The organism is Thioalkalivibrio versutus (assembly GCF_001020955.1).
GTDB classification, from domain to species: Bacteria; Pseudomonadota; Gammaproteobacteria; order Ectothiorhodospirales; family Ectothiorhodospiraceae; genus Thioalkalivibrio; species Thioalkalivibrio versutus.
Window position 1 is genome coordinate 2,522,194 of record NZ_CP011367.1, and the last position, 23,140, is coordinate 2,545,333.

Sequence of the window (23,140 nt, forward strand, 5' to 3'; positions counted from 1 at the left end):
CGGGTTTTCAAGGGGCAGCGTGTCCGATACCCCGAAAACCGGCCCGAAAAGACGGTGTCAGGCGCTTTCGTCGATGTTCGGCGAGGTCGGCGCCTTGGAGACCACCACCATCGCCGGGCGCAGCACGCGGTCCTGCAACCGGTACCCCTTCTGCATGGTGGCCACCACGGTGTTCGGCGGGTTCTCCGGGTCTTCCTGCATGGACATCGCCTGGTGACGCTCCGGATCGAAGCGCTGGCCGGTCGGGTCCTCGGACTGGATGCCGAACTTCTCGAACACCCGGGTCAGGTTCTTCAGGGTCAGCTCGGCGCCCTCGATGATGCGCTCGACATCCTTGGACTCGCGCGCCGCCTGCAGCCCCAGTTCCAGCGAGTCGCCCACCTCCAGCATTTCGGCAGCGAACTTCTCCATTGCGTACTTGTGCGCGTTCTCCAGCTCGCGCTCGAAGCGGCGGCGCTGGTTCTCCAGCTCGGCCTGGGCCCGCAGGGCCTGGTCGCGGCGCTCTTCGGCCAGAGCCTCGAGCTCCTGCAGCCGATCATCCGTGCCACCCTCGGCCTCGGGGGCCTCCTCGTTCCGGGTCTCGAGTTCTTCCGGCTGTTCCTGGGATTCCCGCTGTTCGGACATGCTGGCCTCGCAAATCAATGAAAAACAAAATCGCCCGCCGCGCCGATCACCGGCGGACAGGGTGGATTGGGTTGTCTATCTGGATGCTGGGGGCATTCCCCCCGGTTTCAAGGGGCCGCTACTTCGAATCATCCACCGGGTGATCGCCCAGCGCCGAGCCCAGCAGGCGGGCCGTCACGTCCACGATCGGGATCACCCGGTCGTAGGACATCCGCGTGGGACCGATCACCCCGAGCACGCCCACCACCTCGCCGTCGACACTGTAGGGCGCAGTCACCACCGAACAGTTCTCGAACCAGTCGAGCCCCGATTCGCGGCCGATGAAGATCTGCACCCGGTCGCCGCGGATGCACTGGTCGAGGATGCCGAGGATCTCCTGCTTCTCGTTGAAGGCCTCCAGCAACTGGCGCAGGCGAGCCATGTCCGCCAGCTCCTCGTAGCCCAGCAGGTGGGTCTGCCCGGCCACGACCACATCGTCCGGGTCCTCGTCGCCCACCGCCTTCTCGCCCAGGTCGATCGCCGCCAGCATCATTGCGTCCAGGTCGTCGCGCACGTCACGCATCTCGCGTAACAGCTCGGCGCGCACCGCATGCAGGCTCTTGCCGGCCAGATGGGCATTCAGGTAGTTCGCCATGCGCTGCAGTTCGTCCTGGCTGAAGTCACGGTCCAGCTCCAGTACCCGGTTCTGCACCTCCTTGCCGTCGATCACCAGGATCGCAAGGATGCGGCCCTCGCCCAGGCGCAGGAACTCGATCTGACTGAGCGCCACGTTGCGATGCCGCGGCAGGCGCACCATCCCGGCCATGCGCGTGACCCGCGACAGCAGGTTGCTGGTGGCGTCCATCAGGTCCTGGGTGCTGGCAGTCGGATCGAACCCCGACTGGATCGCACGGATATCCTCCGGCGAGGGGTTGCGCACCTCCAGCAGGCTGTCGACGAACAGCCGGTAGCCGGCCGGGGTCGGTATGCGCCCGGCCGAGGTATGCGGCGAATGGATCAGCCCCATATCCTCGAGATCCGCCATAACGTTGCGCACGGTGGCGGCGCTCACACTGAGGCCAGAGGTCCGGGCCAGGGTGCGCGAACCGACGGGCTGGCCATCCCGGATATAGCTCTCGATCAGGGTCCGCAACAGGGTGCGGGCCCTGGCGTCCAGATTGATCGTTGCGTTTTCCATGGATCGTCAGCGCTCCACTCGGTCGAGTGCTTAAAGGGTTCAGTCTTGGATCGTGCAGGAATCAGGTCAAGAAACCCCGGGTGCAGTCGCGGTCCCTTTTCCGGATAATGCCGGCATGATGCCAGACTTCAACAAGGTCGGACTGGTCGGCAAGTCCAGCGACTCGCGTACCGCGCCCCTGGTCGCGACCCTGGTGGGTCTGCTGCAGGAGCGCGGCCGCCAGGTCTTCATGGAACAGGAGATCGACGGCTTCGAGCGGCCGGACAGCGTCGGGCTCCTGCCGCTGGACGAACTGGCCCACGCGGTGGACCTGCTGATCGTGATCGGCGGTGACGGGACACTGCTGGCCACGGCCCGCGTCACCGCGGATGCCGACACCCCGCTGCTGGGGATCAACCTCGGCCGGCTCGGCTTCCTGGTGGATGTCTCCCCCGACACCGCCCCGGAGGAACTGGGCGAGGTCCTGGATGGCGCCTTCGAGCGCGAACCCCGGGCCATGCTCGAGGCCGAGCTGATCCGCGACGGCGTCACCATCCACCGCGGGATCGCCCTGAATGACGTCGTCCTCCACGTGCTGAGCGTGGTGCGCATTATCGAATTCGACACCGCGATCGACGGCATGGATGTCGGACGCCTGCGGGCCGACGGCCTGGTGATCGCGACCCCCACCGGTTCCACCGCCTACGCACTGTCCGCCGGCGGGCCGATCCTGACCCCCCAGCTGGACGCGATGGTGCTCGTGCCGGTCTGCCCGCACAGCCTGAATCACCGCCCGCTGGTCGTCAGCGGCCGCTCCACCATCGAGATCCGCCTGTCCAGCGGCAGCCGCTCGCCGGCCCAGGTCGCACTGGATGGCCAGGAGAACGTGGACTTCGCCCCCGGCGACCTGCTGCGCATCCATCGCCGCGAACAGGCCCTGACCCTGATCCACCCCCGCGAACACCACTTCCTGCGCGTGCTCCGCACCAAGCTGCGCTGGGGCGAGCAGCCCTGATCCCATGTTGCATCTGATCAGCATCCGCGACTTCGCGATCATCGACCGGCTGGAACTGGAGCTGGACACCGGCCTGAGCGCCCTGACCGGCGAGACCGGGGCCGGCAAGTCCATCCTGATCGACGTGATCGGCCAACTGCTGGGCGACCGCGCCGACGCCGGCATGGTGCGCGAGGGCGCCGAACAGGCCGATCTGTCGGCCGAGTTCGCCCTGCCCGCCAAGGGCCCGGCCAGCGCCTGGCTGGCCGAACAGGACCTGGCCGCGGCGGACGACGAAAACGTCCTGCTGCGCCGCGTGCTGACCCGCCAGGGGAAGAGCCGCGCCTGGATCAACGGGCGGCCGGTCGCGGTGGGTCAGCTGCGCACCCTGGGCGAATGGCTGGTGGACATCCACGGCCAGCACGCGCATCAGCAGCTCTTGCAGCGCGATACCCAGCGCCACTGGCTGGACGGCTTCCTCGACGGCAACCCGACGGGCGATGTCCGCGAGGCCCACCGCGCCTGGCGCGCTGCGGCGAGCGCCCTGGACCAGGCACGCGAGGCCCAGGCCGACACCTCCGACCGCCTCGACCTGCTGCGCTTCCAGAGCGGAGAACTGGCCGAGCTGGCCCCGGTACAGGACGAATACCCCCGACTGCTGACCGAACAAAACCAGCTCGCCCACGGCACCGAGGTACTCACCGCCCTGCAGACCGCCAGCCAGCAGATCGAGGAGGACAGCGGGCTGGACACGCAGCTGGGCCAGGTCCTGCACGCCCTGCAGGACGCCGCGCAACACGACGAACGGGTCAGTCCGGCGGTGGAGCTGCTGGAATCCGCCCGCATCCAGATCGACGAGGCCGGCGACCACCTGCGCCGCCTGGCCGACGGCATCGAGCTGGACCCGGAACGCCTCGCCGAGCTGGATACTCGCGTCAGCGAATACCTGCGCCTGGCGCGCAAGCACCGGATCGACCCCGAGGCCCTGCCGGGCCTGTTCGATGAACTGCAAACGGAACTGGACGCCCTGGAAAACGGCGACCAGACCGTCGAGGCCCTGGAGGCGCGCGAACAGCAGACCCGCGAGGCCTTCGATACCGCTGCCACGAAACTCACTCAGGCCCGCCAGAAGGCCGCCAGCCGCATCGGCCAGTCGGTCACCGAGACCATGCAGGAACTGGGCATGGCTGGCGGCCACTTCGAGATCGGGGTCGAGCCCGCCGACAAGCCGCAGGCCCACGGCGTGGACCACATTGAATTCCGCGTGGCCGCGAACCCTGGTGCTGCGCCGCAGCCGATGGCCAAGGTCGCCTCCGGCGGCGAGCTCTCGCGCATCGGGCTGGCGCTACAGGTACTGGCCAGCGAGCAGCAGACAGTGCCCACGCTGATCTTCGACGAGGTCGACAGCGGCATCAGTGGCGCCGTCGCCGAGGTGGTCGGGCGCAAGCTGCGCAGCCTGGGCGAGCGCCATCAGGTCCTGTGCGTGACCCACCTGGCCCAGGTCGCCGCCCAGGCGCACCAGCAGCTGGAGGTACAAAAGAGCCACGCCAAGGACGGCACCCGCACCGCGATCCAGCCGCTGGACGACGAACGCCGCGTGGAGGCCCTGGCCCGCCTGATCGGCGGCACCCAGCTCACCGAGACCACCCGCACCCACGCCCGCGAACTCCTCGCCTCCGCCGGCTAGCGCCTCCCCGGAACCACGAATACCAGGGAAACCGCAGGATGCGATGAGCGCAGCGAATCGCATCGTTCAAGACGTGGCACTCACCCCATGGGCCACCCGATGCGATTCGCTGCGCTCATCGCATCCTACCGCTTTCGGACCGGGCCGCCGGCGTCCCGGGACCACAATGAACGCGCCGCCCGGATCAGGACCGCGCCGGCCAGGCCCCATCCGGCAGGTAGCGCGCATCGGGCGGCAATTGCGGCATCCAGTACACCCACAGGGCCCGTGGACCCTCCTGCGTTCGGGCGGGAACCAGCGCGCGGCGATACTCTCCGCGGTCGTCGGCGCGCACACCTTCGAGGGCATCGATCAGCGGCAGGGTCCGCGCGGGGTCCGGGAGGCGGATCCATTCCCCATGGACTTGTTCGCGGACGGCCCCGGCCGGTCTAGCTGACGCGGGCGTGCGGACGAGCCTCTGGCGGCCCGCATCGCGCACGGGGTCGGCACCCGCCTCCAGAAGGATGCTTGCGCCTGGGAGCTGCACCGCCGGATAGCCCACAGGCAGATCAAAGATCGCTCCGGCGATCGATGCGGTGCGTATCTTGATCGCGCGCTCGCAGAATGCACGGTGGTTGGCAAAACCGCACTTGAGCGTCCCGTAGACGAACAGGTCCACCACCTCCGGCATGGCTACTCCCGCGGCAGACGGACCACCGGGCGCCACAGGCGCGCGGACTCGGGCACCTCGCCGGGCCAGTCCACGACGTAGTCGATCAGTGGCAGGTCCGGGGCGTCCTGCTCGCGGATCACGCGCCCGGCCACTGAAACGCGGGCGCGGCGGACCGTCTCCGGATCGCCGCTCAGAAGCGGATGCCAGGCTGGCAGAGGATGGCCCTCGAAGCGCAGCCGGTAGGCGCAGGTCGGTGGCAGCCAGTGATAGTGCGGCAGGTCCTTCCGGGTCAGCTGGATGCAGTCCGGCACGAAGTCGCGGCGGTTCGTGTAGTCGGAGCAGTAGCCGGTCTCGCAGTCGAGCAGATCGCAGGCCAGCCAGGTAAAGGCGAGCTCGCCCGAGTCCTCGTCTTCCAGCTTGTGCAGGCAACAGCGCCCGCAGCCATCGCACAGGGCCTCCCACTCGGCATGGGTCAGGCTCTCGAGCGGGCGCTCCCAGAACGGGCGGTCATCCGTCGGGTTCGACTCACTCATGATCCCCGTGATCCTCGCCCAGACGGCGCCGCCCCTCGTCGCGCAGGCGCTCCACCGTCTGCCCCCAGCGGTCCTGGGTGACGTAATGCATCAGCACGCGGCCGCGCCGCGGGACCAGGATAACCAACCCCTCCTCGGGGTAGAGCCAGTAGCTGTGATCGGAGGCGATGCGCATCCGCTCGCGGGGCTCGCCGAAGCGCTTGGTGATCAGGTCCTCGGTCCATTGCGCGCGGGGGATGTAGCTCATCTCGACGATCGGCACATTGCCCAGCGAGGTCAGGGCATTGTCGCTCAGCCCGTAGCGCCGGGCGCCACTGGGCATCGGGCGCTCGGAGGTGACCTCGGACTGAATCCGGTCCAGCGCGGCCTCGTCCAGATCCGGGCGCAGGATCAGGTTGGCCTCGAACGGCGGGATGCGCGCATTCACGTAATAGGCCTCCAGCGAACGCGAGCCGTCCGCGTCCACGAACAGGCGGATATCCGGCACCGGCAGACGGTGCATCAGATCCGCCATGGTGGTCTCGCCCAGCACGACCCCCAGCACCCGGGTGCGCTGGCGGTCCCCCACCTCGATCTGCCAGGGCAGATCGGAGAACTGCTGGCTGCGCATCCCGCCGGGGTTGGAATAGACCCACATGGCCAGGGCCAGGATGACCCCCATCACCACCAGCCCGATGATCCAGCGTATGCCCATTCCGCGATTCCCCTCGAGACAACGTGTAGCCCGCCCGTGGCGGGCGCTGTGCGGCGCCTCGTATAATGAGGCGCTCGCCCGACGACCGGATAACAGCCCACCATGTTCGCACGTTTGTCTGCCTGGATCACCGCCCGCTCCGTCCCCGGCGAAAGCAGCGGGCGCATCCTGGTCCTGGCCCCGCGGGCCACTCTGGAGACCGCCGCCGACTGGCTGCAGGAGCTGGCCGGGTCCGTCGGCCCCATCGCCCTCGGCGTCACCGACTGTGGCCAGGACCGCGAGGTCGAGGACCTGATCGACGGCCTCCCGGCCCTGGCGATGCGTCCCGAACTGGCCGCCACACGTCTGGCGCGCCTGCAACCGCGCGCCATCGTGGTCATCGGCCCCCTGCACGCTGGCGATCTGGACCTGGGACCCGCCCTCGGCGCGGTCCACGTGCCACGCATCTGGATCAATGCCGAGGGTGACGGCGCGGCAGGCGTCGGATGGAATGCGGTCTTCGCTGCACGCGAGGCCGCTACCCCCTCCGGCCCGGTCGAGGTGATCGGCGATCCGATCGCCGGCGCGGTGGAACTGCCGCCCGCGCCATCCGGAGATGACGGGTTCTGCGAGCGTTTTCGCGAGTACCACGAGAAGGGTCACCCGATCCTGCTGGCACCCAATACTGGCCCGGGCGAGGAGGCCTTCGCCTTCGCCGTGTTGTTCGCGGTCCTGCGCAAGAGCGCCGCCATCCTGCTGCTGGCCCCGGCCGACCCGGCACGCCACGAGCCGGTCTATCGCGACGCGATCAAGTACTCCCTGCCGATCATCCGCCACAACCGCTTCATGACGTCCTTCGTGCCGCGCAAGAACCGGGTCTACTACATCGAGGACCCGGAGACCCTGCACGCCGCCTACACCTGCGCCGACGTGACCCTGCCGGGTGGCACCCTGGCCGCCAGCGAGACCCCTCCGGACCTGGGTCTACCACTGGCCTGTGGCAGCGCGGTGATCTGCGGCCCCGCGCAGCACGAGCGCCATCCGGACGCCGCCACCCGGCTGCGCATCGCGGCCGAACACACCGGCCTGGTCGCCCGCGGCGAGGACCCCGAACAGGTGGCCGAAGAGGTGCTTGCCCGCCTGGCGGAAGGGATTGATCGGCAGGCTCGCCGCGAGCGTCTGGCTGCATGGCAGGCGCGACAGGCCGGCGCCCGCGAGGCTGTTAAAGCCCGCCTGCAAAGCTTGCTCGGCACCTCCTGACGCCTTCCTGGATGGACTTCCGGTGAAGTGCAACTAATTGATCTATAATTCGGTCGTAGGGTTGCAACCGAAAACCATAACGAGTTCGAAACGATGATCGACGGCAGCACCTCCCTCGCGGGCATTCAGAAGGGCATGACCAGCATGCGCCAGCAGGCACATACGGTGGCCACCGAGAATGCGGGCAGTCGCGAGGGCATGGGCGCCCAGGTCGGCATGATCGCCAGCCAGAATCAGATCGAGGCCTCGGTGAAGACCCTGCAGGCCGAAGATCGAATGATCGGCTCACTGCTGGATGTGCGCGCCTGAATCCAGGCGACAAGACCACGTAACGATCAGGGGGCTCGACGAGTCACACGATGGAAGTCCCAGTCTCCAACCCCTCAGCTGCAGTACCGATCGGCACACGCCCGACCGGAAGCGACCGGCTGGGCCTGGGCCAACTCTCCACCCCGGCGGATTTCGAACGCCCGCTGAACGATCCGGAGGCCGGCGCGGCCCGCCGGCCGCTCGAAGACCGCCCGGAACAGGACGACAACCGGCGCGGTGATACCGAACAGGATCAGGGACTGGCCTTCCCGCGATCGGACCAGGAGATGGCCTCCCGCGCCCGCGTGGCGGCCCAGATCGAGGCGTTCCGCAGCGGCAATGATTCCGCCGAGGCCATGCCGGCGGACGGCGGCCCGCTGAGCGGTGGTGGTGTCGAGGCCCTGCGCCGTCGCGTGGAACTCGCGGTCAGCCTGGCCGGCCCGGCCGAAGAGCCGCGCCGCGAACTGAACGTAGTGATCTAGCCCAACGCCAACCGCAACGCCTTGCCCCTTTCTCAGTCTCAGGGGCACCCCAGCGCAAGCGCCCGACCCGCTATTGCAGACGGGGCGAGGAATGGCCCTGCAACCACTCCTGCGCACGCTCACCGGCATGCAGGCGCTGCTCCGGGCTCAGCTCGCGAGCGACCCGCTCGCGGTGCCGCGCGGCGCTCGCAACCCCCATCTCCGCCGCAATCGCATACCACTTGAACGCCGACACGTCGGACCGCTCCACGCCCTCGCCCATCGCGAACAGACGCGCGAGATTGGCCGCCCCACGCCCCTCACCGGCCTCGGCCGCCAGCAGGTACCACTGTGCCGCCTGTTCCGGGTCCTGCGGCAGGCCCCGGCCCTCGTCGAACTTGAGACCCAGATTGAACATGGCCTGGGCGTTCCCGCGCTCGGCGGCAATATGGAACCAGCGCGCGGCCTCGTTGGGATTCGCCTCCGGCCCATCACCCTGCTCGAACAGCACCGCCAGGTTGAAGGCCGCATCCGGGAAGCCGGCTTCGGCTGAGCGCTGGTACCACTGCGCGGCCTCGAGCGGATCCCGGGGCAGGTACTGCCCCTCGTCCAGCAGCACGCCAAGATTAAACGCGCACTGCGGATCCCCCGCCTCGGCACCCTGGCGCCAAAGGGTCATCGCAGCGTCATGTTCGCCCCGGACCCAGGCCGAGCGGGCCTGATCGAGGAGGGGGTCGGGTTGGGAGGATTGCGCCATCACTACGGTCCGTGAATTGCCTGGGCATCACTGTAGCGGCGGGTTCGTGATGCGTCGACAAACCGCACGGGGATACGTGATGAGCGCCACGATCGCCTCACCGAAACGGTGGAGTGTGATGAACTTCTCGCAACATATGAGGGGGTATTCCGGTCAACTGGATTGAACGTCATTTTTCCGTTCACATTCACCCCGGATACACAGGAGTTTCCATGAAACATTCCACCAAGATCCTGGCCGCCATGGCCATCGCACCCCTCGTCTTCCTGATGGGCTGCTCCGACGGCGACATGGGCATGGACGAGTTCGAAGAGCAACAGATGCAGGAACAGCCCGAGACCGGTGAAGGCGGCATGCAGAGCGCCCCGCCACCCCAAGACGGCATGCAGCAACAGCAGCCGCGGGAAGGCGACATGCAGCAGCCCCCGATGGATGACGGCATGGACGAGCAGGGCGGCTCCCTGGAACCCGAGGGTGACGACCGCCTCTGATCCTGCCCCGGATCCGTCACCCAGGCGACCAGCTGGCGCTGGTCCGCCACAAAAAAGCCCCGACACGCTGCGCGTGCCGGGGCTTTCACGTACTGCAGGGCAGGAAATCAGTTGCTGAAGGTGTCTTCCATCTCGTCGCCGGCATCCTCCATCGAATCGCCCGCATCGTCCATGGCGTCATCGATGTTCTCGCCGGCCTCTTCCGCCGGGCCCTGATTGTCACACCCCGCGAGGGTGGCACTGCCCAGCGCCATCATCAGGGCAAGCATCAGGATCGTCAGTCGCGATTTCCACATGGTGTTCTCCTTTACCGTAAGGGTCCTTTCTCGCTTCGCCCCCAGTACCCGACAGTTACCCGTCGAACCGGGGACACTCGGGGCGTTCGACCGGGAAGCCCAACATACGATCCGTCTTGCCGGAAACCCGCCGTCCAGAATGTGACGGGCTGCCGATTCCGGTTTCCCATACAAGAAGACCGCACCCGAGGAAGGTGCGGTCTGCGGTGCAAGAGACACCGACTCAGAACCGGTGCGTCAACCCGACCGAGAACGTACGCGGTTCGTTGGGCCGGGCACCGTCCGGGGAGCGGGCGATGATTTGTTGCTCATCCAGCACATTGCTCACCCGGGCATAGAGGTCGGTGTTCCTGCCCAGGGGATACTGGCTCACCAGGTCGATCGTCGTCAGCGACTCGGTGCGGTCGAATGCGCCCGCGCTCCGGTTACAGCCATCGCTATTGCAGGTCGCGTCGATGTACTTCACGACCGCGTAGTGGTTCCAGCCACTCGCGTGCTCGAGGCCCCCTCGAAGGCTGAACTGGTGGCGCGGGATCCCCTGCAAGCGATCGCCCTCTTGCTGCCCCGAGGCCGGGTTGTCCGCGCTGGCCTTGGCGCTGGTGTAGGTGTAGCTGGCCTCCAGGGGCGCGTGGAAGGATCCCAGGTCCACCCCCGTGGAGGCCCGCAACTCCAGTCCGGAGATGACCGCCTCCCCGGTCGTGAAGGTCCCGGAGGTGGAACCGTCCGAGCAGGGCGTCGCCACCGAGCAGTTCTGCACGAAGTCGGAGAAATCGCTGTAGAAACCAATCGCCTCGACAAACGCATTGTCGCCCTGATACCGGGCGCCCAGTTCCCAGTTCGTGCTGGTTTCCGGGGCCTGGTCTTCGGTCGCACCGCCCCCCAGGGGAGCAAACCCACGGTGAACCCCCGCCAGCAGTTGCCAGCGATCCGTGAAATCGTAGGTCAGCGAGGCCCCCGGCAGCCAGACGCTGCTCGAATTGGAGCGCCGCGAATCCACGACGTTTCGCTGCGTATCGGCATACTGGGTCCGCGAGGTCTCGACATCCTCGTAGCGCAGCAGCAGGTTCGCGGTCAGCCGGTCACTGACGTACCACTCGTCGGCGAGCCAGAAGCTCCAGGCCTGCGCATCCTCGAACCGGTTGTTGCTGCCCGTCGGCTGGATGGTCTCCTGGTAGACGAGGGAACCGTTCACCTGATCGTAGATGTCGTCCGGCTGGAAGCGGTCCATCTCGTCCTGGTGATAACGGACACCCGCACGCAGCCAGTGGTCCCCGAAGTCCATGCCCAGTTCGGTCTGGATACCCTCGGAGACATATTCGCGGTTGTTGTTGCGGTAGGTCAGCCCCGCCACATCGTCCTCGCCCCGGAGGATTCGCTGCGCGGTCGCATCGCCCCGATTGGCGTCGTCAATGAACGCGCCACCCCCGCCCAGCTTGAACCAGTTTCGGGCGAATTCGTTGCGGTACAACGTGGTGGCCATGCGCACGCGCTCGGACCAGTCGATGTCGTGCGTGACGCTCAGACCGAGGTGGTCGTTCTCCATCTGATCGATCCCGGACAGGCCATAGCGCCGATTGGGATCACGCGCGAAATCCGCATCGGTCAGGCCAAGATAGGTCTCGTTGGACGTTTCCTCCGAGTACTGGACCTTGGCCTCGATGCTCTGGCGCTCGCCGTCCCAGCGCAGCTCGCCGACATAGTCCTGAATGTCGTAGCCGGTATCGCGGTGGCTGCGATCGATGTCCTTGAAGCCGGCCCCTCTGCGCTGGACGGTCTCGACCATGTAGCTCCAGTCACCGGAACGATCCCCGAACATCGCGTGCACGTCGGTGCCGCCCCGATCGTTCACCACCGTTTCGATGGAACCTCCGCGTTCCCGGGGGATGGGCGTGGACACCAGATTGATCACACCCCCGGTGGTCTGCGGCCCGTGGCGCAACAGCGGGGCCCCCTTGAGCACTTCGATCTCGTTGATCCGCATCATGGTCGGGAAATAGTAGGCCGCCGGGTTGGAATACGGTGCCGGGGCGATCAGCACGTTGTCCTCCATCAGGGTCACCTTGCTGCTGCGGCCCGGAGGCGCTGCACGGATCCCGATATTGGGACGCAGACCCGCCCCGTCTTCCTCCTGCACATACACGCCAGGCACGGTCTTGAGCGCCTGGTGGATGTCCGTGGTCCCTTCGGTTTCCAGCTGTTCGCGACCCACCACGGCCGCCGAGCCGGGCAGCCGCTGCGTCGCGGTCACGTCTCCGAGGATTTGCACCGGCGCCAGCCGGGCCTCGGTTCCGGATTCGGCTGTCGGGGCGGCCTCGTCGGCATGCAGCGCGGGAATCCCCACGGCCCCGGCAATTGCGAGTACGACGGCACGTCGCCTCCATACCCCGGAGTTGCGCGAGTGGTCGGCGGGTCGTGCGATTCGGCGGCTTGCCAGATGGTTTCGAGCCATGGTTGTCTCCCTTGAGTTGGCCAGCATCAACACCGCCACGGACGCCGGGGCGCCGCGGATCGGTGACGGATTGGAGGCTGGCTGAGGGAGAGACTCCCCTGGCTGGCAGGAGCCGCGGTGTGGACCGCGGCTGGTGTTTCACGGGGTTTACTTGGTCAGGATCAGCTTGTCGTTGGCGGTCCGGCGCAGGGTGTACCACTCGCCGCGGTGGCAGATGCGGATCTGCCGCGCGGGGCCCAGCAGCTGCTCGCTGGCGATCTCGCGCGGGCCCGGATCCTCGCGGACAGCCGGCTTGCCGGATGGATGCGTTCCGGAATTCATTGTTCCCCCTCCGGTTCGGAGACGAAGGCCATGCGGCTCACCCCGGACTGGCGCACCTCGGCCATCACCCGGGCCAGGCGTTCGTAACGCGTGTCACGATCCGCGCGCAGATAGATCACGATGTCCGGTTGTGTCTCCAGCGCCTCGCGCAGGCGCGCCGGGAGACGCCCCAGCGAGACCGACTCGTTGTTCCAGTACAGGTCGCCGCTTCCGTCCAGGGACAGCGTCACGCTGTCCGGCAGCTCGTCCACCGGCTCGCTGGTGGCCTGAGGAAGATCCAGGTCCACCGAGTGGGTAATCACCGGTGCAGTGATGATGAAGATCACCAGCAGCACCAGCATCACATCCACCAGCGGGATCACGTTCATGTCCGACATTGGTTCGCTGGTGTCGCCCATGCGTCCGAAGGCCATGGCTTAGCCCTCCTGGTGCAGGCCGTCGTCCGGCAGTGCATGCGGATCGGTGCGACGGTCACGCGCCTCGCGAGCATTGCCGGGCTTCAGGTCCGAGTGCATCAGCAGCGCATGCACATCGTGTGCAAAGGCCTCGAAGTCCTGATGCAACAGGCGCTGGGAGCGATTGAAGATGTTGAAGAAGGCCACCGCCGGGATCGCCGCGGCCAGGCCGGCGGCGGTCGCCACCAGGGCCTCGCCGAGCGGACCCGCCACCAGATCCATGGACACCGACGACTCCTGTGAGATGTCGATCAGGGCGCCATGGATACCCCAGACGGTACCGAGGAGTCCGACAAAGGGCGCCAGCGCCCCGACCGAGGCGAACACGATATTGCCGGCCTGCATGCGCAGCAGCTGGCGGTCCATCGCCTGGCGAATCCGGCGCACCACGTGGTCATCCAGGCGCTGCTCGGCCTTGTCCGACCCATCACGCACCCCGCGGTAGTCGTCGAACGCGGCAAACGCCTCCTGACCGATCACCGCCAGCGGGCCGCGCTGGTCGTGGATCGCATCGTGGAAGGCCGGCGCCGTCTGGCTGGCATCGAAGGCCGCCAACGCGGCGCGGTTGTCGCGACGCACGCCAATCAGCGTCAGCAGCTTGCTCGCGGCAATCGCCCAGGTCGCGACGGACATCAGCAGCAGGATCGCGAAGACCGCGACCAGCACCGGGTCACCATGGCGAAACACGTAGAAGACATCGAACTCGTTCATGCAATCATCCCCGGCTGCGCAGCGCTTCATGCGCCGGCCTTGTCATCGAATCGAAAAGTCCATCGGTACGAGCACCACGCCCTCCACCGCGCGTCCCCCACGGCGGGCAGGCTCGAACTCCCAATGCTCGATCGCCGCTTCGGCGGCATCGTCCAGGCGCCGGTGGCCGCTGCTCTCCTCCACCGACCAGTCCAGCGGCTGCCCCTGCGCGGAGACCCGGACTCGCAGCAGGACGGTACCCTCCTCCCCTCGGCGCAACGAGATTCGCGGATAGTCCGGCGGCGGGTTATTCAGGTACTCCGCCCCGAACCCCGGCTCCTCGAAGGGCTCGTCCTCTTGGCCCACCGGACCACCGGGGGCCGCCTCCGTCGCCGGCTCCTGGTCTTCGGCCGGCCCGGACGAGCCCGAACGACTCGGTTCTGGCTCCGGTTCTGGCTCCGGTTCTGGCTCCGGTTCTGGCTCCGGTTCTGGCTCTGGCTCTGGCTCTGGCTCTGGCTCTGGCTCTGGCTCTGGCTCTGGCTCTGGCTCTGGCTCTGGCTCTGGCTCTGGCTCTGGCTCTGGTTCCGGTTCCGGTTCCGGTTCCGGTTCCGGTTCCTCAAGTGTCTCGGTCACGGCGTCGGGCTCAACGACCGCCGTTTCTTGCCCGGTCGTGTCAGGCAACACCGCGTCCAGTTCGACCCAGTGTGCCTCCATGCCCCCGCCCCGGGTGCCAGCCAACTCCGGTGCGGCATCACGCATCACCCATAGCGCGCCCAGTATCCCGCCGTGCAGCGCGAAGCTCACGGCCACGCCCAGCGCCAACGCACGACGACTGCCGGAAGGGGATATGGAAAAACGGTGGGTCATGGATGAGCTAGCTCGCCGCAGGACACGAATGTATAGACGCCTTGACCGAAGAGAAGCTAACCCGCTCGCACATCGGCGCGTATGGGTCACGCATCTCCCGGAACCCGACTATCGCGGCTGGCCGGCGGATTGCCAAGTCACTGCCCACGAACAGAGCGCACCCTACCCTTAATGCGAATGGTTTGCAATACCAGTCGCATATAGCGCCATTCGCTCCGGATCGATACGCAGCAGCCCGGGTCAACTTTCCTCGGGTCCAAAACGATAAAACCCGCCCCGGCGGCACCGGGGCGGGTCGAAAAAGGCGGCTAGGCCGGCGGTATCGCCGGCCAGGCGCGATCAGTGCTGGTGACCGCCCTCGCCGTGGGCGTGGCCGTGCTCCAGCTCTTCGGCCGAGGCCTCGCGGACTTCGACAATCTCGACGTCGAAGTTCAGGGTCTCGCCGGCCAGCGGATGGTTGCCATCGACCGTGGCGGTGTCGCCCTCGACCTTGGTCACGGTGACCGTCAGCGGGCCGTTCTCGGTCTGCGCCTGGAACTGCATCCCCGGCTCGACGGATTCAACGCCCTGGAAGGCCTCCATCGGGATCTCCTGAACCATGGCGTCGATCTTCTCGCCATAGCCTTCTTCCGGGGAGACCTTCGCCTGGACCTTGTCACCGGCGGCCTTGCCCTCCAGCTCCTTTTCCAGGCCCGGGACAATCTGGCCTTGTCCGTGCAGGTAGGCCAGCGGCTCGCGGCCTTCGGAGCTGTCGATCTTCTCGCCAGCATCGTTGGTCAGGGTGTAGTGGATGGCCACCACGGCGTTCTGCGCGACTTGCATGGGCTTTGCCCTCTTAATACATGAACTTTTAAGGGTAACGCGGAATATCGCTCCACGTCAGGTCCACCCGCCGGACACGCGGTTTCCGGCGGGTGGGTGTCCGCCGGGTCAGGCGGCCTTCTGCAACAGCAGTCGGTTCAACCGGGCGACGAAGCCGCTCGGGTCCTCCAGCTGCCCGCCCTCGGCCAGCAGGGACTGCTCGAACAGCAAGGAGGCCAGGTCGTTGAACTCGTCGCCTTCCGCGGCCTTGAGGCGTGCGACCAGCGGATGGCCCGGGTTGACCTCCAGCACCGGTTTTCCGGAGAAGGTCTCCTGGCCGGCCTGCTTGAGCAGTTCCTGCAGGTACAGGGCCATCTCGTGCTCGCCGAGCACGATACAGGCCGGGGACTCCACCAACCGCCGCGAGGGCCGCACGCTCTCCACGCGGTCGCCCAGGGCCTGCTGCAGTCGTTCCGGCAGATCGCCCAGGTCGCCCTCCGCGGCTTGTTCGCCGGTCTCGTCCTTCTGCTCGACGTCCTCGCCGATGATCTTGTCCAGGTCCAGGTCACCCTTGGCAACATTCTTGATGGGCTTGCCGTCGAACTCGCGCAGGTGGGACAGCAGCCACTCGTCGACCCGGTCCGACAGCAACAGGACCTCGATCCCGTGCTTGCGGAAGATCTCCAGGTGCGGGCTGTTGCGCGCGGCGGAGGCATTGTCGGCAGTGATCACGTAGATCGCCTCCTGGCCCTCCTTCATGCGCTCGAGGTAATCCGCCAGCGCGACGTTCTGGGTGTCGTCGCTGTTATGGGTGCTGGCAAAGCGCAGCAACTTGGCGATCGCCTCCTGGTTGGCGAAATCCTCGCCCGGGCCCTCCTTCAGCACCCGCCCGAAGTTCTGCCAGATCTCGGCGTACGCCTCGGGCTCGTTCTTGGCGATGCTTTCCAGCAGCCCCAGGATCTTCTTCACCGAACCGGAGCGGATCGAGTCCACCAGGCGGTTGTCCTGCAGGATCTCGCGCGAGACGTTCAGCGGCAGGTCCGCCGAGTCCACCACCCCGCGCACGAAGCGCAGGTAGTTGGGCAGCAGCTTGTCCGCGTCGTCCATGATGAACACCCGCTTCACGTAGAGCTTCACCCCGTGGCGGGCATCGCGATCCCAAAGGTCGAACGGCGCGCGCTTCGGGATGTAGAACAGCGTGGTGTATTCCTGCCGGCCCTCCACGTGGTTGTGGGTCCAGGCGGCCGGATCCTCGAAGTCGTGCGCGACGTGCTTGTAGAACTCCCGGTATTCCTCGTCGCTGATCTCGCTCTTCGAGCGGGTCCACAGCGCGCTGGCACGGTTCACGGTCTCCCAGTCGTCGGTAGGGTTGCCCTCCTCGTCCTGCTTGCGCATGCGGATCGGGAACGCCACATGGTCCGAGTAGCGCCCGATAATGTGGCGCAGACGCACGGGCTCGAGAAACTCGCCAGCGTCTTCCTTCAGGGTCAGGGTGATCTCGGTCCCGGCCTCGGTGCGCTCGCATGGGGCAATGGTGTATTCACCATCGCCACGCGACTCCCAGCGGGTACCCGCATCCTGTTCGCTGCCGGCGCGGCGCGTCTCCAGGCGCACGTGGTCGGCGACGATGAACGACGAGTAGAAACCCACCCCGAACTGACCAATCAGCTGGGAATCCTTTTTCTGGTCGCCAGTCAGCTTCTCGAGAAACGCCTTGGTACCCGAGCGTGCGATGGTGCCGATATGTTCGACCACCTCGTCACGTGACATGCCGATGCCGTTGTCGCGCACCGTAACGGTCCGCGCCTCCGCGTCCACCTCGACGTCAATCACCAGCTCCGCCGGCTGCGGGATCGCGTCCGGCTGGGCCAGGGCCTCGAAACGCAGCTTGTCACAGGCATCGGCGCCGTTGGAGATCAACTCACGCAGGAAGATCTCGCGATTGGAATAAAGCGAGTGGATCATCAGCTGCAGAAGCTGGCTGACCTCGGTCTCGAAGCGGCGAGTTTCGGTGCTGGGTTCGGTCTGGGTTTCGGTCATGGCGTGCGTGTCCCTTGATTGTTCTCGACACGTCGTAAGGTAGGGTCGCCTGCCCCGTTTTCAAGGACCGCGGCCTGGTAAAGTCCGCCCGCTCCTTCCGGATCCAGGAGTGCCCAGACCGGCGCGAGCAGCGCCGGAAGCTGCTCCTCCAGCTGCCACGGCGGACGCAGCACCAGCATCCCGGAGCCCGCCAGCCCGAGGTGGCGCTCCGGGTCGGCGGCGATACGCAACTCGCTGACCAGCCAGGGATCGTCCAGCTCGGCGCGTAACTGTTCGCGCATCGGGTGATCCGGCCGGCCTGCGAGAATGGGGTACCAGACCAGGATGATCCCGGTGTTCCAGCGCCGACGGATGGTCGCCACCATCTCCGCCACCTCGCGATACTCCGACTTGCGCTCGTAGGACGGGTCCAGCAGGACCAGACCGCGGCGTGGCTCCGGCGGAAACAGCGCTCGCGCGGCCTCGCGCGCGTCACGCTTGTGCACATGGCAGCGTGAATCGCCGGCGAGGCGCGTCTGCAGCCGATCATAGGCCTCCGGATGGAGTTCGCACGCGATCAGGCGATCGCGTTCGCGCAACCGCGCCTGAATCAGCAACGGGGACCCCGGATATTCGGTAAGGCGCGGGGGCTTCGGCTGCATCCCCCGCAGCGTCTGCAGGAACGTCCGGCCCGCAGATGGCCAGACCGGATCCGCAGACCACAGACGTGCGATACCGGAGGTGGCCTCGTCGGTCTTGCGTGCCCGCGCGCTGGTCAGGTCGTAGCCCCCGGCGCCGGCGTGCAGGTCCACGGCCACGAAGGGTTTCTCGCGCCCGCGCAGCGCTTCCAGCACCTGCCACAGGACCAGATGCTTGTGGACGTCGGCAAAATTGCCGGCGTGGTAGTCGTGTTGGTAGCTGAGCATGCGTCCCTCAAACAAAAAGCCACCGCGAGGGTACCCGCGGTGGCTCAAGAAGGGCAGCCCGGAAGGACCGCCCTCGACCGTGTGAACGGCTTACTGGTTGACCGGCGAGTCCGGATCCAGAAGATACGCCATGACGTGCGCGATCTGTTCCTCGCTGAGGAAGTTGTTGCGCCCGAACCGCGGCATCTTGGTGCACGGGAAGTACTGGTGGGGGTTGGACACCACCTGGTGCACGTAATTCACCACCGAACTGTCATTACCGCGGGTGGCCCCATACCCGGCCAGGCTCGGGCCCAGGGTGCCGTAAAGCTCCTCGGCCGGATCCATCTGATGGCAGGCGTAACAGTTACCGCCTGCCTCGCGGGTACCATGGTCATCGTTTCGATGACCGATACGGTAGCCATACCCGGAGCGCGCCAACTCGGCGCCACGGCGCCAGTTGCCCAGGCGCGGACCACCCGGCGGCGCCTCGTAGCTTTCGCGGGCCATGGCGATCACCTCGCCTGCGGTCCCGGAATCCGGATCGCCATCGATCGAACAGGCGGCCTGAATGCCATCCTGCACCATGCGATCACGGGCCGACCCACCTTCCTGTGCCTCCTGCTCGAAACGATAACTGTCCGTTTCGAGCACGAGGTAATCTGCCAATTCGTCGGCGCTCATCGCCGTAATGTCGACTTCGCCACTGGTCTCGCCCATCCAGCCATCGCAACCCGCGATCAGCACCGTGGACGCCAGAACGGCCAAGCCCGCCCCAACTGTCTTGTTCCTAAGCATCCCTGATGTCTCCTCTTGCGTCGGCTATTGCCGCTTCTTGCCGATCATCGTGCCTGCGTCTTCCAGGCGTAGGCCCGGCTGCCTCCAGGCCCGATGGAGAACAGGTCCCGGATCAACGGCCCATGGCCGCAAAGTAGATAGACCCATGCGCGGGTCCGTCAGGAAAAACCACCGCGAGCCCTCCCGCGGTGGTTCCAAAAAAGGGCAGCCCCGGAAGGCTGCCCTAGAACCAGCGTGTGGCTTACTGGTTGTTGACCGGCGACTCCGGATCCAGCAGGTAAGCCATGATATGGCTGATCTGCTCGTCGCTCAGGAGCTGGTGACGGTCGGAGTTGAACCGCGGCATCTGGGTGCACGGGAAGTACTGGTGAGGATTGGAAATCACCTCGTGCACATAATTCAGCACCGCTTCGCTGGTACCACGGTTGGCACCGTAGTTCTGCAGGCTCGGGCCGATGGTCCCCTGCTCGGAAACCCGCGGGTCGAACACGTGGCAGTTGTAGCAGTTGCCACCCGCCTCGCGCTGACCGTGGTTGTCCGTGTTGTGACCCTGGCGGTAGCCATAACCGGAGTTCGCCAGTTCGGCACCCTTGCGCCAGTCACCCAGCTCCACGCCGCCTTCCGGACGTTCGTAGCCGGCACGCGCCATGGCCACGACGCGGCCGGCGGTTTCGCCATCCGGATCGCCTTCCATGGAGCAGGCCTTCTGCAGCTCGTCCTGGGTCATGCGATCACGCCAGGAACCGCCTTCCTGCATCTCCTGGTCACGGAAGCTGTCCGTTTCGAAGATGAGATGCTCGGCCAGCTCGTCAGCGCTCATCGCGGTGATGTCGACATCCGAACCCTTGCTTCCATCGGCAACGGCGCAACCAGCGGCGAGGGCGACGGATGCGAACGCGGCCATGCCGGCCGCAACAGCATTCTTTTTAAACATACTTGGTGTCTCCTATTGCGTCCGTAGATTACCGCTTCAGGTCAGGCAGGATGGCCGGTTCGCCACGCGCCGCGTCGTTCCAGAACGAGATCAGGGCGGTGTTGACCGGGGTATCGTGCTTGATACCTGCGTGACGCATCTGCCACACGCAACCACGGATACGGTGGTTCTGGCTACGCACGTTGTCGTGGCCGGCGCGGTGGGCGGGCCAGGAAACAGCCTTGGTCCATTCCTGCCCATTGCGCATCTCGGGCAGCACGGAGGCACGGATCTGCTTGCCGGAATCGCCATGGCAGCTGGCGCAGTTGAAGTCCATCGCGCCACCGCGGCGGAAGAACAGCTTCTCGCCCGCATCGCGCATGGCCTGCTCTTCCGGGTGATCCAGCGGCGGATTCCACGCCATGCCGGAGGACTGGTGGGCGATGTAGGTGGTCAGCTTCATGATGTCGGAGCCGTTGCCGTGACGCTGGCCTACAGCGGCGTCATCGCTGGTGAAGCCCTGCAGTTCCTTCATGCAGTGCACCAGGCGCATTTCGAAGTCCATCACCTTGCCGGTGTCTTCGAAGTAGCGCGGCAGCTCGACATAGGCGCCGTCCAGCTCGCCCGGCCCCTTGCCGAAGTCGCAGCCTTCCAGGGAGACATTGTTCGGGCCGCGCTGGGCGTAAAACAGGTCCTCGCCTTCCTCGACCAGCCACAGGGCCGGGTTGTCCGGCATCATCATGATGTTCATTTCACTCTGATGCAGGTAGGCGGAATCGGGGTTGTTCTGCAGCAGGTTCTGCAGGACATCATTGGGGTCTTGCCATTCGCCGGCCTGAGCCGCAGCCCCAACAGCCATTGCTACGGGCAACGCAAGCAATGCTTTCTTGAACATGGAAACCTCCATCACACGGGTTTTTTTCGATTGAGCCCGGGACTGATCTGGCCCGGACCTGTGTAGCAGAGTGCTGAACCCGAGTCCGCGCTGTCAACACAAAAGACTATATTAGCGTTTCCTAAAAGTCTGTTTTGCAACGATTCTTGGGGATCAACACCAAGGGGCAGACGATGATTACCCCTTTATTATTCCCGCCTTTCCAGAGTTTTTTTCAGGCGCCGTTCAGGCGCGCCCCGAGCGACAAACACCTGATGCCGCGGGCGAATACCCGGGGGCCATCACCAGCCCGAGAACGGCGGGCTAACGCGGCCTCCACGGAATAGCGGGCCAGAATGAGAAAAGCACCCGACGCAGGTACGAGTATGGGGAGGGATCGGCGAGCTGCGAACTAGCGGCCGCGGGGTCAATCGCGACCCAAAACACCCTCATGGACCAGCAGCAGGCGTTTCACCTGGGCCAGCTCGCCAACCTGATCGCCGGCGTAACCGCCGACATCGCTGGAGGTACGAAAACGCGAGGACACCACGCGGTGGCAGGGGATGAACAAGGGCCAGGGGTTGGCACGACAGGCCTGCCCCACCGCACGGGGCGCAGAACCCACGCGGGTCGCGATCTCGGAGTAAGTGCGCACCTCGCCCACCGGGATCTCCGACAAGGCGGCCCACACCCGGCGCGCATGGGCGCTGCCGGGGGGTACAGCCGACGTCGGGCGCCAGGCCGTGGCGTCACGACCGTAGCGTTCCGGGTCAAAGCGCGGCGCCTGGAGATCCGCGCTCGGGATATCCACCAACGGCACCAGGTCCTCGGGATCGCCCGGATCCTGCCAGTCGCAGGCCAGGACTTCGCCATCGGCGGATTCCAGCCACACAAAAGCCAGCGCGACTCCGGGGAGGAGGCAGCGCTGGCTGCGGGTCATCGGACCTGCCGACATCGAATGGTTAAACGCCAGGGGTGGCAGGGATTCGGCCATACGCCGAACCCCGTCCGGTCGCGTTACTTCGCGGCCTTGACGTCTTCCTTGATGCGGGCGGCCTTGCCGGTCCGGTCGCGCAGGTAGTACAGCTTGGAACGACGCACCTTGCCGCGGCGCTTCACCTTGATCTCGGCGATCTGCGGGCTGTGGGTCTGAAAGGTACGCTCCACGCCGTTGCCGTAGGAGACCTTGCGCAGGGTGAAGGCGGAGTTGAGGCCGCGGTTGCGCACGGCGATCACCGCGCCCTCGAAGGCCTGCAGACGCTCGCGGTCGCCTTCGCGAACCTTGACCTGCACCACCAAGGTATCGCCGGGCCCGAAGGCGGGCACATCCGACTTCATCTGCTCGGCTTCCAGTTCCTGAATGACGTTATTCATTGCTCGACCTCAATCATCGCTTTCGGTGCGCGAGCCGCCGGTATGGCCACTCGCACGGTATTCGTCCAACAGGGCCGCATCTTCGGCCCCGAGTTCCAGCCGGGCCAGCAGGTCCGGCCGCCGGGTCCAGGTCCTGCCCAGTGCCTCGCGGCGGCGCCAGCGCCGGATCGCGCCATGATCGCCCCCCCTCAGGACCGGCGGCACGGTACGTCCGGCGACCGTCTCCGGGCGCGTGTAGTGCGGGCAATCCAGAAGCCCCGCACTGAACGAGTCCTGCTCGGCCGAGTCCGCATGCCCCAGAACCCCCGGTAGCAGGCGGGCACAGCCATCGATCACCGCCATCGCCGCAAGTTCGCCGCCCGAGAGCACGAAGTCGCCCAGCGACCACTCTGCGTCGACCTGCGCCTCGATAAAGCGCTCGTCGATACCCTCGTAGCGCCCGCAGACCAGGGCGACCCGCGGCCGCCCGGCCAGTTCACGCAGCATCGCCTGCCGGATCGGCTGCCCCTGCGGGGTCAGTGCGATCACGTACGGCGTGGCTTCGGCATCCGCCCGCGCCGCATTCAGCGCGGACGCCAGCGGCGCGTATTGCATCACCATGCCGGGACCCCCGCCATATGGCCGGTCGTCCACTGCCTGGTGAACACCGGCGCCCCAGGCACGCGGATTCCAGTACCTCAGTTCCAGCTGACCGCGCTCCACGGCCCGCCCGGTCACTCCGGATTCGCCAACCGCTGCGACCAGCTCCGGAAACAGCGAGATGACGTCGAAACGCATCCGC

Annotated in this window: 27 protein-coding genes; 6 read left to right on the forward strand and 21 right to left on the reverse strand. The window is 66.4% G+C overall.

The features are described from left to right. Positions 1-57: 57 nt before the first annotated feature. Together grpE and hrcA are read right to left on the reverse strand one after the other, a co-directional pair. A complete protein-coding gene (grpE, locus tag TVD_RS11640; RefSeq protein WP_018175853.1) occupies positions 58-624 on the reverse strand; it encodes a nucleotide exchange factor GrpE in 567 nt (188 codons plus the stop codon). Between the two features lie 118 nt (positions 625-742). After that, positions 743-1,801 (reverse strand): heat-inducible transcriptional repressor HrcA, encoded by a 1,059-nt coding sequence (hrcA, locus tag TVD_RS11645; RefSeq protein WP_018175854.1) that lies wholly within the window; start codon positions 1,799-1,801, stop codon positions 743-745. 115 nt (positions 1,802-1,916) lie between these two features. Here hrcA and TVD_RS11650 point away from each other — a divergent pair, with 115 nt between their 5' ends. Further along, a complete protein-coding gene (locus tag TVD_RS11650) occupies positions 1,917-2,795 on the forward strand; it encodes an NAD(+) kinase (protein ID WP_018169154.1) in 879 nt (292 codons plus the stop codon). A gap of 4 nt (positions 2,796-2,799) precedes the next feature. Next, complete coding sequence (gene recN, locus TVD_RS11655; RefSeq protein WP_047251663.1) at positions 2,800-4,461, forward strand: DNA repair protein RecN; 1,662 nt, start codon at positions 2,800-2,802, stop codon at positions 4,459-4,461. A gap of 184 nt (positions 4,462-4,645) precedes the next feature. On the opposite strand, the gene TVD_RS11660 is transcribed toward recN, so the two are convergent. The 3 genes from TVD_RS11660 to TVD_RS11670 are packed head-to-tail and all read right to left on the reverse strand — an operon-like array spanning position 4,646 to position 6,340. Next, the gene (locus TVD_RS11660) at positions 4,646-5,131 is read right to left on the reverse strand and encodes a gamma-glutamylcyclotransferase family protein (protein ID WP_047251664.1); all 486 of its coding nucleotides are present in this window, start codon (positions 5,129-5,131) and stop codon (positions 4,646-4,648) included. 2 nt (positions 5,132-5,133) lie between these two features. Further along, the gene (locus TVD_RS11665) at positions 5,134-5,646 is read right to left on the reverse strand and encodes a YcgN family cysteine cluster protein (protein ID WP_018937236.1); all 513 of its coding nucleotides are present in this window, start codon (positions 5,644-5,646) and stop codon (positions 5,134-5,136) included. Continuing rightward, the gene (locus tag TVD_RS11670) at positions 5,639-6,340 is read right to left on the reverse strand and encodes a hypothetical protein (RefSeq protein ID WP_018937237.1); all 702 of its coding nucleotides are present in this window, start codon (positions 6,338-6,340) and stop codon (positions 5,639-5,641) included. Before TVD_RS11670 ends, TVD_RS11665 begins: the two co-directional genes overlap by 8 nt. Before the next feature lie 102 nt (positions 6,341-6,442). Between TVD_RS11670 and TVD_RS11675 the strand changes: the two genes are divergently transcribed. The 3 genes from TVD_RS11675 (at position 6,443) to TVD_RS11685 (ending at position 8,370) form a co-directional block, all read left to right on the forward strand. Next, a complete protein-coding gene (locus tag TVD_RS11675; protein WP_047251665.1) occupies positions 6,443-7,579 on the forward strand; it encodes a hypothetical protein in 1,137 nt (378 codons plus the stop codon). 93 nt (positions 7,580-7,672) lie between these two features. After that, on the forward strand, positions 7,673-7,888 hold the full coding sequence (locus tag TVD_RS11680; RefSeq protein WP_018145335.1) for a hypothetical protein: 216 nt from the start codon (positions 7,673-7,675) through the stop codon (positions 7,886-7,888). Positions 7,889-7,938: 50 nt separating this feature from the next. Further along, positions 7,939-8,370: a hypothetical protein gene (locus TVD_RS11685; protein WP_047251666.1), complete on the forward strand. Its 432-nt coding sequence runs from the start codon at positions 7,939-7,941 to the stop codon at positions 8,368-8,370. A 70-nt stretch (positions 8,371-8,440) separates the two neighbouring features. Here the strand turns inward: TVD_RS11685 and TVD_RS11690 are convergent, their stop codons facing one another. Then, complete coding sequence (locus tag TVD_RS11690) at positions 8,441-9,106, reverse strand: tetratricopeptide repeat protein (protein WP_047251667.1); 666 nt, start codon at positions 9,104-9,106, stop codon at positions 8,441-8,443. 212 nt (positions 9,107-9,318) lie between these two features. Here TVD_RS11690 and TVD_RS11695 point away from each other — a divergent pair, with 212 nt between their 5' ends. Next, on the forward strand, positions 9,319-9,597 hold the full coding sequence (locus TVD_RS11695; RefSeq protein ID WP_047251668.1) for a hypothetical protein: 279 nt from the start codon (positions 9,319-9,321) through the stop codon (positions 9,595-9,597). 107 nt (positions 9,598-9,704) lie between these two features. Here TVD_RS11695 and TVD_RS11700 read toward each other — a convergent pair whose 3' ends face one another. The 15 genes from TVD_RS11700 to trmD all read right to left on the reverse strand — a co-directional run bounded on the left by TVD_RS11700 (position 9,705) and on the right by trmD (position 23,136). Beyond that, positions 9,705-9,893: a hypothetical protein gene (locus TVD_RS11700; protein ID WP_018145331.1), complete on the reverse strand. Its 189-nt coding sequence runs from the start codon at positions 9,891-9,893 to the stop codon at positions 9,705-9,707. 223 nt (positions 9,894-10,116) lie between these two features. Continuing rightward, positions 10,117-12,342: a TonB-dependent receptor family protein gene (locus TVD_RS11705; protein WP_476718447.1), complete on the reverse strand. Its 2,226-nt coding sequence runs from the start codon at positions 12,340-12,342 to the stop codon at positions 10,117-10,119. A gap of 147 nt (positions 12,343-12,489) precedes the next feature. Continuing rightward, on the reverse strand, positions 12,490-12,663 hold the full coding sequence (gene hemP / locus TVD_RS14455) for a hemin uptake protein HemP (protein WP_018169162.1): 174 nt from the start codon (positions 12,661-12,663) through the stop codon (positions 12,490-12,492). Continuing rightward, positions 12,660-13,076, reverse strand: coding sequence for an ExbD/TolR family protein (locus TVD_RS11710; RefSeq protein ID WP_018169163.1), 417 nt, complete (start codon positions 13,074-13,076; stop codon positions 12,660-12,662). Before TVD_RS11710 ends, hemP begins: the two co-directional genes overlap by 4 nt. A 3-nt stretch (positions 13,077-13,079) precedes the next feature. Continuing rightward, positions 13,080-13,829, reverse strand: coding sequence for a MotA/TolQ/ExbB proton channel family protein (locus TVD_RS11715; protein ID WP_018169164.1), 750 nt, complete (start codon positions 13,827-13,829; stop codon positions 13,080-13,082). A 42-nt stretch (positions 13,830-13,871) separates the two neighbouring features. Beyond that, a complete protein-coding gene (locus tag TVD_RS14965) occupies positions 13,872-14,630 on the reverse strand; it encodes an energy transducer TonB (protein WP_240472314.1) in 759 nt (252 codons plus the stop codon). Between the two features lie 384 nt (positions 14,631-15,014). Next, the gene (locus TVD_RS11730; protein ID WP_018169167.1) at positions 15,015-15,497 is read right to left on the reverse strand and encodes an FKBP-type peptidyl-prolyl cis-trans isomerase; all 483 of its coding nucleotides are present in this window, start codon (positions 15,495-15,497) and stop codon (positions 15,015-15,017) included. A 108-nt stretch (positions 15,498-15,605) separates the two neighbouring features. Further along, positions 15,606-17,516, reverse strand: coding sequence for a molecular chaperone HtpG (htpG, locus tag TVD_RS11735; RefSeq protein WP_019571103.1), 1,911 nt, complete (start codon positions 17,514-17,516; stop codon positions 15,606-15,608). Then, positions 17,513-18,421, reverse strand: a complete 909-nt coding sequence (locus tag TVD_RS11740) for a 23S rRNA (adenine(2030)-N(6))-methyltransferase RlmJ (protein ID WP_047251671.1) — start codon at positions 18,419-18,421, stop codon at positions 17,513-17,515. Before TVD_RS11740 ends, htpG begins: the two co-directional genes overlap by 4 nt. Before the next feature lie 90 nt (positions 18,422-18,511). After that, positions 18,512-19,198 carry a sulfur oxidation c-type cytochrome SoxX gene (gene soxX / locus TVD_RS11745; RefSeq protein ID WP_047251672.1) on the reverse strand — a complete coding sequence of 229 codons (687 nt, stop codon included), beginning with the start codon at positions 19,196-19,198 and terminating at the stop codon, positions 18,512-18,514. A 241-nt stretch (positions 19,199-19,439) separates the two neighbouring features. After that, positions 19,440-20,132: a sulfur oxidation c-type cytochrome SoxX gene (soxX, locus tag TVD_RS11750; RefSeq protein WP_018169170.1), complete on the reverse strand. Its 693-nt coding sequence runs from the start codon at positions 20,130-20,132 to the stop codon at positions 19,440-19,442. A gap of 28 nt (positions 20,133-20,160) precedes the next feature. Continuing rightward, positions 20,161-20,970, reverse strand: a complete 810-nt coding sequence (gene soxA, locus TVD_RS11755; protein ID WP_018169171.1) for a sulfur oxidation c-type cytochrome SoxA — start codon at positions 20,968-20,970, stop codon at positions 20,161-20,163. Positions 20,971-21,412: 442 nt separating this feature from the next. Beyond that, complete coding sequence (locus tag TVD_RS11760) at positions 21,413-21,979, reverse strand: methylated-DNA--[protein]-cysteine S-methyltransferase (protein WP_018169172.1); 567 nt, start codon at positions 21,977-21,979, stop codon at positions 21,413-21,415. 23 nt (positions 21,980-22,002) lie between these two features. Further along, on the reverse strand, positions 22,003-22,359 hold the full coding sequence (gene rplS / locus TVD_RS11765) for a 50S ribosomal protein L19 (protein ID WP_018145318.1): 357 nt from the start codon (positions 22,357-22,359) through the stop codon (positions 22,003-22,005). A 9-nt stretch (positions 22,360-22,368) separates the two neighbouring features. Then, entirely contained in the window at positions 22,369-23,136 is a 768-nt protein-coding gene (trmD, locus tag TVD_RS11770; protein ID WP_047251673.1) for a tRNA (guanosine(37)-N1)-methyltransferase TrmD, read from the reverse strand. Positions 23,137-23,140 lie beyond the last annotated feature (4 nt).